The following is an 8,065-nucleotide window of genomic DNA, read 5'->3' as shown; positions in this document are numbered from 1 at the left end:
GGGTGACGGCGTGCCTTTTGCATAATGAGCCTACGAGTTACCGTTGCTAGCAAGGTTAAGGGCTTCAGGTCCGGATCCGTAGCGAAAGCGAGTCTGAATAGGGCGCCATAGTTAGTAGTGGTAGACGCGAAACCGTGTGATCTACCCATGGGCAGGTTGAAGCTGTAGTAACATACAGTGGAGGACCGAACCGGTTGACGTTGAAAAGTCTTCGGATGACCTGTGGGTAGGGGTGAAAGGCCAATCAAACTCGGAAATAGCTCGTACTCCCCGAAATGCATTTAGGTGCAGCGTTGATTTATAGTTTTATAGAGGTAGAGCTACTGATTGGATGCGGGGGCTTCACCGCCTACCAATTCCTGACAAACTCCGAATGCTATAAAATGATAATCAGCAGTGAGGGCATGGGTGCTAAGGTCCATGTCCGAGAGGGAAAGAACCCAGACCATCAGCTAAGGTCCCCAAATGTATGTTAAGTTGAAAAAACGAGGTTGAACTGCTTAGACAGCTAGGATGTTGGCTTGGAAGCAGCCATTCATTTAAAGAGTGCGTAACAGCTCACTAGTCGAGCGGTTCGGCATGGATAATAATCGGGCATAAACATACTACCGAAGCTATGGACTTGAAAAAGTGGTAGGGGAGCATTGTAGTGTCGTCGAAGGTGAAGCGTGAGCTTTGCTGGAGAAGCTACAAAAGAAAATGTAGGCATAAGTAACGATAATGCGGGCGAGAAACCCGCACTCCGAAAGACTAAGGTTTCCTCAGCTATGCTAATCAGCTGAGGGTTAGTCGGGACCTAACGCGAACCCGAAAGGGGTAGTGGATGGCCAACAGGTTAATATTCCTGTACCTGCTCACACTAAAAGTGACGGAGGCGAAAAGTTAGTGCGCACAGACGGAATTGTGCGTTGAAGGGAACAGTAATGTCCCGATAGTACACTAAGGCTACGGCTGCGGTGATAATCTAGCAAATCGACTTCCAAGAAAAGCGAGTGAAGCAGCCCGTACCCTAAACCGACACAGGTAGTTGGGATGAGAATTCTAAGGAGCTCGAGAGATTCATGGCTAAGGAACTAGGCAAAATCGACCCGTAACTTCGGGAGAAGGGTCGCCCATCAAAAGATGGGCCGCAGTGAAAAGGTCCAGGCGACTGTTTATCAAAAACACAGGGCTATGCTAAATTGAAAGATGACGTATATGGCCTGACACCTGCCCGGTGCTGGAAGGTTAAGTGGAGTTGTTAGCTTCGGCGAAGCAATCAAATGAAGCCCCAGTAAACGGCGGCCGTAACTATAACGGTCCTAAGGTAGCGAAATTCCTTGTCGGGTAAGTTCCGACCTGCACGAATGGTGCAACGATCTGGACACTGTCTCAGCCATGAGCTCGGTGAAATTGTAGTATCGGTGAAGATGCCGATTACCCGCTGTGGGACGAAAAGACCCCGTGCACCTTTACTATAGCTTAGTATTGGTTTTGGATAAGTAATGTGTAGGATAGGTGGGAGACTTTGAAGCGGCGTCGCTAGGCGTTGTGGAGTCATTGTTGAAATACCACCCTTTGCTTATCTAGAGTCTAACTTTCAAAAGAAAGGACAGTGCTTGGTGGGTAGTTTGACTGGGGTGGTCGCCTCCAAAAGAGTAACGGAGGCTTCTAAAGGTTCCCTCAGCACGCTTGGTAACCGTGCGTAGAGTGCAATGGCATAAGGGAGCTTGACTGAGAGACCTACAAGTCGATCAGGTACGAAAGTAGAGCATAGTGATCCGGTGGTTCCGCATGGAAGGGCCATCGCTCAAAGGATAAAAGGTACGCCGGGGATAACAGGCTGATCTCCCCCAAGAGCTCACATCGACGGGGGGGTTTGGCACCTCGATGTCGGCTCGTCACATCCTGGGGCTGGAGAAGGTCCCAAGGGTTGGGCTGTTCGCCCATTAAAGTGGCACGCGAGCTGGGTTCAGAACGTCGTGAGACAGTTCGGTCTCTATCTACAGTGGGCGTTAGAAATTTGAGTGGATCTGACTCTAGTACGAGAGGACCGAGTTGGACTAACCTCTGGTGTATCTGTTGTTCCGCCAGGAGCATTGCAGAGTAGCTACGTTGGGAAGGGATAAGCGCTGAAAGCATATAAGCGCGAAACCCACCACAAGATGAGATTTCTTTAAAGGGTCGTGGGAGATTACCACGTTGATAGGCTATAGGTGTAAAGGCAGTAATGTCATAGCCAAGTAGTACTAATAACCCATAGGCTTATTGTACGCCTGTTTTTTTAAAAGTTCAATAATTATTATTACCATACAGATTCATTTATTTTTTTTCAATATGTTATAACATACGGTTAGCAGTTAATACAAGAAACAGCACAGACCGCAAGATTTAAGGTGATTATAGCGATGGGGCTCACCTCTTACCATTCCGAACAGAGCAGTTAAGCCCATTAGCGCCGATGGTACTACAATCGTGGGAGAGTAGGTCGTCGCCTTTTTTAGAAATCCTCAACATTTATATGTTGAGGATTTTTTTTATGCCTTATTTTTAATACAAGTATAACAGCCTATTTATAAACGATTATAAATAGTTCTGCAAATAACTTATTCATTAAGCAGCAATATTTAGCTGTTTTTAAACGTTTATAAACGACTACAAATGTTTATAAACGGCTATTAAATCTACTTTCTTAGGGGAAACCCCAATCGTAATGCCTAGCACAGCTTAATAATCTCCTTTTGCCTATCATTATATGTATTAAAATAAACTATATTGCATAAGGAATATAAGTGCAAGTGAGTTGCACTTATACAATAGTTGTACTTAATTTTAAAAAAATGGCTTTCCCTAAAAAAAAGTCCCGAAGAATTATAGTTGATAACCACAGATATAGATGGATGGTAAAAGGTGATTTTTACGGTGTTATGCTCTCAATTATTTCTGAAGATTATAATGGGCAAAAACTATTCGCAAATTTCAAGCATAGTATAAATGGAGAAAAATCTTGTATGTATGATAATCCATTCATTATTGAACCTGAATTAGTTAAAAGAACCATCCTTTTTGGACTATCAAAAGGCTACTCACCTGAACAAAACGGCGATGACCTAAATTTAGGAGATCTGAGTAAAGAATTAGTTTTGAATTTAATTGATAAAAAGTAAAAAAATGGATAGAAAGACATATACGTCTCTAATGAGTTATTTTTGTACTATTTGAGAATATAAAATTAAATAGAATTTTAGTGTTTTCTCTGAATTTACGGATTGGGTTACAAATAAACTTGAATGTTTTGAGTGGACAGTTAGTAAGCCAAATGCCATATTGGATTAAACATTAAAGAGCATAAATGGGAAAATTACAATGCTAATGTAACTAAAGAACAAGACCGAAATTTTATAAAGAAATTTTAAGAATTAATTGATGAATATTAGAGTAATTAAAAACTAAGTACAACAAAACCTAAACTGCATTAAAACGCAGCTTAGCCAAAACGTTATGCAAAATTGAACATAAGACAAAATGATTAGCGAAGATGTTTGGAGCAACATGATAGTCCCAGGAGTTGGAGATGCAGAATTCGATTGGTTTGGAATAGACCAAAACGGAAATTTAGGAGCATTCTCAACGTTTAATCGAGGATATATTCCTGAATCGGTTAAATCTTCTCGAATCGAATACATTGAATTATTGACTGAAATTGAAAATTTGCCTTTTCGATTTAAAGCTCAATTGATAACAAAAGAAAAAGGAAGGTATGACGATTGGTTAGAGTATTCTCAGCAGGGATTTATTGGATTTGATTATCGAGATGTACACAGAACAATCAAAACAGGAATCTATGATTTAATCTCTAAACCCGAAAAATTGGTGAATGTGTCTGAGTTAGGAATTAACTCGAATCTGGTCAATAAGATGCCAAAATTCACATTATCATTCAATCAAAAAAAAGGAATTGATGAACAAGAATTAAGAAATAAAATTGCATAACACTGTGTAAAAATGCATTAAAACGCATTTTACACTAAACGTTAGGTTTCATGCAGAAAAAACAGAACACCAAATCAATAACTAAATGAGAATAAAGAAAATTGAAGTTGAGAATTTCAGATTACTTGAAAATATCAATTGTGAACTCGAAAATGATATAACCCTCATAGTTGGAAAAAACAATACTGGAAAAACTTCATTTTTTGAAGCTATTAAAATTGCTACTTCAAATGATGGCAAATTCATCTTTGAAGATTTTTCTCAAAGCTCATACTCAGTTTTCAAAACTGCTTATCAAAAGTACCTAGAAACACTTGATAAAGAAATTTCAGAGGAAAGTAAAGATGAACTTGAAAAGCAACTCATCTCTGAAGTCCCTAAAATTAAAATCAAATTTGAAATAGAATATGACAAAAAACTAAATGAACCACTCATTGAATTAAGTGAGTTTATTACCGATTTAGAAGATTCAAGAAATGATGCCACTATTTGCATCTCATACGAACCTAAAAGTACATTAAGAGTTTTTCAATCTTTTGATAACAGAGAGGATAAATCTTTAGAATTAATAGAATACCTGCACAAAAATGTTAATCATTTATATGAAACTGTTTGTTATGCTATTGATAAGGAATCTGACTATTGCAGAAGAATAGAGGATAGTTTTATTTCAAAAATTCAAAAAGTTGTTCTCTTTGAGAGCATAAAAGCAATGAGGATATTAGATGACGTTAAAAGCGATTCAAATAATTCATTGACTCTAGGTTTTTCAAATTACTACAATCATCGAGATAAGACAACTAATCAAGATGTAAAAGCATTAGAAGATAAATTAGACGAAGTTTCGGAAGAATTAAAAGAGAAATACGCTAAGGTTCTTGAAAACATAATGTTGAAGCTTGAAAGTTTTGGTGCTAAAACTCCTATTGTAATACCACCAATAACAATAGATTCAAGATTTGATTCTGAAAAGGTTATAAGAAACAACATTCACTATCTCTACAAACAAGATGAGATTAATCTACCTGAAAGTTATAATGGCCTTGGTTATAGCAATCTAATATATATGATTCTTGAGCTTGCTAGTTTTATTGAAAAATTCAAAAACTCAAAAGAAGAAAAATTGTCTAATTTTCTTGTTGTTCTAATCGAAGAACCTGAGGCTCACATGCACCCTCAAATGCAACAAGTGTTCATAAATCAAGTTACTGAAGTTCTAAAAGACGCAAAAAAAGAAACAGACCTACAAATTCAAGTAATTATCACGACACATTCTTCTCACATATTATCTGAATCAGGAATTGATACGGATAGAGGGTTTAATAGAATTAGGTATTTTAATCGGTTAAAAACAGAAAGTGGATTTGAAATAACAAATCAAGATTTTAACAATTTAAAAATTAAAAATGATAAGCGAACATTTAGATTTTTAAGACAATATTTAACCCTTCATAAATCAGATTTATTTTTTGCTGATAAAGTAATTCTAGTAGAAGGAACTACTGAACGCATGCTTTTACCTCAAATGATTAATAAATCTGCATCCTCACTATGCAATGAGTATGTATCTATTCTAGAAGTTGGTGGAGCCTACGCTCATTCATTTAAGGAAATTTTAGAATTCATCAATGTAAAGACATTAATCATTACCGATATTGATTCGAGTGATGAAGATGGAGCTTGTCAAGTTAATCCTATTAGTGATAATAAAATCACTACTAATGAAACATTAATCCAATGGTTACCTAAAAAAACAACTATAAAAGACTTAGTGAGCTGTACTGATGTTGATAAAATACAAGATAACATTAGAGTATGTTATCAAACTGATGAAAATGGTTTTATTGGTAGAAGCTTTGAGGAATCATTTATTAATGCCAATAAAACATTGTTACTATCTGAATTTACAAAAGATGATGAATCCAAAATTATTGTAAAAAATCGTTTCTCTTTTCTAAAATCACATTCATTGAAAAATGAAATTCCAACTCCATCAAGTTCAAAAGTGAAAACAAATTTCACATTTGATATTATGTCTTTTGATGAAGAAAAATATGGAGAATGGAAAGTTCCAGATTATATAAATGAAGGTCTGATTTGGTTAGCTAAAAATGATTAGATATGACAGCTATTGAACAAATAATTCAACACATAGAGACAAACAAAAGTTTTGTCCTAGAAGCTGGAGCTGGATCTGGTAAAACCTACACATTAATTCAGACATTAAACTATGTTCTAGAAACAAGAGGTGAAAGTATTAAGTTAAATAATCAAAAGATTGTTTGTATTACATATACAAATGTTGCTAAAAATGAAATCATTGAGAGACTTGAAAACAATCCCTTAGTTCTTGTTTCTACAATTCACGAATTTTTATGGGATTGTATTAAAAGGTACAATAAGCAATTGATTATTGAATTGGATTTATTGAATGAGGCAATGTTAATTGAAAAACCTGAAAAATTTGTCACAGGATTAAAAGACAGAATTTCAGAAGTTACATATGACGATAGAGGTTTTAGGAATTTTGAACAAGGAAGTTTACATCATGATGATGTAATTACACTATCTCTTCAAATGTTCGAAAACTATAAATCTTTAACTCAAATTTTAGGACAAAAATATCCTTACATTTTCATTGATGAATATCAAGATACCGCTACTGAAACTGTTCAAGCTCTAATTAATTATTTATTAGAAAGAAATAAGACGAAATTACTTTTAGGTTTTTATGGTGATTCTTATCAAAACATTTATGATGAAGGTATAGGCTCATTAAAGTTCTTTATAGATTCTTCTAAAGTTGAATTTGTTACAAAAGAAGATAATTATCGTTCTTCAAAAAGTGTAGTTAGCCTCTTAAATAACATTAGAGATAATATCGTTCAAAAAATACCTGAAGGTAAAGAATCAGTAATTGGAAGCGTTCAGTTTATTAACTGTACAAACGAAACAAAAGTTAAGGGAGAAAAAGTCAAAGCTTATCGAGAAAGAATTTCACCAAAAAAAGATTCGGATTACGAAAATGTAATTAGTGATTTAGAAAGTAATGGGTGGAATTTTTCAGAAAATGGCAACGATAAAGTTTTAATCATTGCAAATAGCAAAGTAGCAGATAGAGCAGGTTTTGGGAGTCTATATAAAACATTTAATAAGCGTTTTTATGACCCAAAAGCTGAATTACTAAATAGAGATAATCATTTTGCTTCTTACTTCCTAGGCTCTAAAGACAAAAAAACATCGAGAGAACGTGAGACAGGAATTGAACATTTAGTTTCTTTTTGGAAAAACAAAGATTATAATAACGTAATAAAATACTTAAAGAGACATGGTAAATTTAGTTCGCTTTCTAGGCACTCAGACAAAAAAGAAATAGAAGACAAATTAACTACATTAATTAGTTTGAGAGATACTGGAACAGTTCAAAATGTATTTGACTTCTGCATTGAAAACCAATTATCAATTCCTTCAAGAAGCTTACAACAATTTCTTGAAAAAGTAAAAATAGATGCTTCAACAATTTCAGAAGAAGATGAAAGAAAAAAAGCTGAAAAGAATTATTTATTTTATACCTCATTGATGGAAACAAAATATAGTGAGGTGATATCTGTCTTTAAACATATCCAAGAACAAACATCATATTCAACTAAGCATGGAACGAAAGGTGAAGAGTATAGAAATGTTTTAGTTGTAATTGATGACACAAGTTGGGCTTCTATGTATAATTTTGAAAAATTCTTTGATGACACTGATGATAAGGAACATAGAAAATTAAGAACTAAAAACCTGTTTTATGTTTCGTGTTCAAGGGCAAGAGAAAATTTAGTTGTACTAGCTCTTTCCCAAATGGGAGATTTAGCAATGAATAAAATAACTGAATGGTTTAGCGTTGAAAATGTAACAACTATGTAATAAGCACGAAAACCTAACAAAGAACTGTGGATAAAAACAAGTAAAAACTCATTAATTTTTCACTAACGTACTTCTATAAGTCTCATCATATATTAATCCTGATTTAGCAATTGCGAAGGCCTGTTTTAAAAGTTTATTACACACTGCTATTAAGGCTAGTTTTTTACTCTTTCCTTTGGCT

General features: G+C 35.0%; 4 protein-coding genes, 2 rRNA genes and 1 pseudogene. 6 read left to right on the top strand and 1 reads right to left on the bottom strand.

Going from position 1 to position 8,065, the window contains the following annotated elements; all coding sequences use genetic code 11:
* The 6 genes from AC2D8I_RS15575 to AC2D8I_RS15550 form a co-directional block, all read left to right on the top strand.
* Window positions 1-2,252: ribosomal RNA gene (locus AC2D8I_RS15575) — 23S ribosomal RNA — on the top strand; the annotation flags it as partial.
* A gap of 119 nt (window positions 2,253-2,371) precedes the next feature.
* Window positions 2,372-2,479, top strand: a 5S ribosomal RNA gene (gene rrf / locus AC2D8I_RS15570).
* A gap of 340 nt (window positions 2,480-2,819) precedes the next feature.
* Window positions 2,820-3,146 (top strand): hypothetical protein, encoded by a 327-nt coding sequence (locus tag AC2D8I_RS15565; protein ID WP_484706987.1) that lies wholly within the window; start codon window positions 2,820-2,822, stop codon window positions 3,144-3,146.
* A gap of 358 nt (window positions 3,147-3,504) precedes the next feature.
* Window positions 3,505-3,972, top strand: coding sequence for a hypothetical protein (locus tag AC2D8I_RS15560; RefSeq protein WP_484706986.1), 468 nt, complete (start codon window positions 3,505-3,507; stop codon window positions 3,970-3,972).
* Window positions 3,973-4,057: 85 nt separating this feature from the next.
* Complete coding sequence (locus AC2D8I_RS15555; RefSeq protein ID WP_484706985.1) at window positions 4,058-6,091, top strand: ATP-dependent nuclease; 2,034 nt, start codon at window positions 4,058-4,060, stop codon at window positions 6,089-6,091.
* A gap of 2 nt (window positions 6,092-6,093) precedes the next feature.
* Window positions 6,094-7,884: a UvrD-helicase domain-containing protein gene (locus AC2D8I_RS15550; protein ID WP_484706984.1), complete on the top strand. Its 1,791-nt coding sequence runs from the start codon at window positions 6,094-6,096 to the stop codon at window positions 7,882-7,884.
* A gap of 51 nt (window positions 7,885-7,935) precedes the next feature.
* On the opposite strand, the pseudogene AC2D8I_RS15545 reads toward AC2D8I_RS15550, so the two are convergent.
* A pseudogene (locus AC2D8I_RS15545) lies at window positions 7,936-8,065 on the bottom strand (IS110 family transposase); the annotation flags it as partial.

This window comes from Lacinutrix sp. YIN62, assembly GCF_057219185.1.
This window is presented reverse-complemented; position numbering and strand designations above follow the sequence as displayed.

Coding starts and splice junctions, on each gene's coding strand:
- AC2D8I_RS15565 (WP_484706987.1), top strand. CDS start 2,820: ATGGCTTTCCCTAAAAAAAAGTCCCGAAGAATTATAGTTGATAACCAC.
- AC2D8I_RS15560 (WP_484706986.1), top strand. CDS start 3,505: ATGATTAGCGAAGATGTTTGGAGCAACATGATAGTCCCAGGAGTTGGA.
- AC2D8I_RS15555 (WP_484706985.1), top strand. CDS start 4,058: ATGAGAATAAAGAAAATTGAAGTTGAGAATTTCAGATTACTTGAAAAT.
- AC2D8I_RS15550 (WP_484706984.1), top strand. CDS start 6,094: ATGACAGCTATTGAACAAATAATTCAACACATAGAGACAAACAAAAGT.